The organism is Wenyingzhuangia sp. 2_MG-2023 (genome assembly GCF_030548295.1).
Classification (GTDB): Bacteria; Bacteroidota; Bacteroidia; order Flavobacteriales; family Flavobacteriaceae; genus Wenyingzhuangia.
The window spans coordinates 1-696 of record NZ_JAUOSB010000065.1 but is presented as its reverse complement, the minus strand read 5'-3'; the positions used below and the strand labels follow the sequence as shown (position 1 = coordinate 696).

The following is a 696-nucleotide window of genomic DNA, read 5'->3' as shown; positions in this document are numbered from 1 at the left end:
AGTAGAAAGTAGTTACTATAGAGTTCCTAGTGGTGGTCGCAAAGGCAATAGAGCCTCTAAGCTAACCTATCATAAAGTAAATGGATATGTAGACCAAGCAACAGTAGTAAAAGCAGTAAAAGAGATTTTAAGCCATGAATTTATAGATTGTGGATATCGATTGATGTGTTCCTATTTAAAAGAACAAGGATATATCATTAATCATAAAAAACTATACAGAATCATGAAACAAGCCAATCTATTGAAGCTAGGACATAGAATTAATAGAAGTGGTTCAGGTCGTAAGTTTGTTGAGTTTAGAAAGGTGATTACTTCTAGACCTATGGAATGCTTAGAAATGGATATAAAAGTAGTATGGATCCCAAATATGGGTAAAAATGCTTATTTACTTTCTGTCATTGATGTCCATACACGTAGAATATTAAAAGACTATTTTGCTTTTAATATCAAGAAAAAACAAGTAATAAATCTTCTTTCTGAGATGTTTGAAGAGTTTGAGTACCCTGAAAACATTGTGATTAGAAGTGATAATGGAAGTCAGTTTATAGCTAAAGATGTTCGTGAATATTTAAAGCTTATAGGGGTCAGTCAAGAATTTACTCATGTAGCTACTCCTGAAGAAAATGCTCATGTAGAAGCTTATCATGGCATCTTAAAAAAAGAAGTCTTTCAACGTTTTGAGTACAGAACTTTTGG

Annotated in this window: 1 protein-coding gene; it reads left to right on the top strand. The window is 32.2% G+C overall.

Going from position 1 to position 696, the window contains the following annotated elements; all coding sequences use genetic code 11:
• Window positions 1-696: DDE-type integrase/transposase/recombinase (locus Q4548_RS17395; protein WP_303457166.1), on the top strand; the 696-nt coding region annotated here is incomplete at both ends.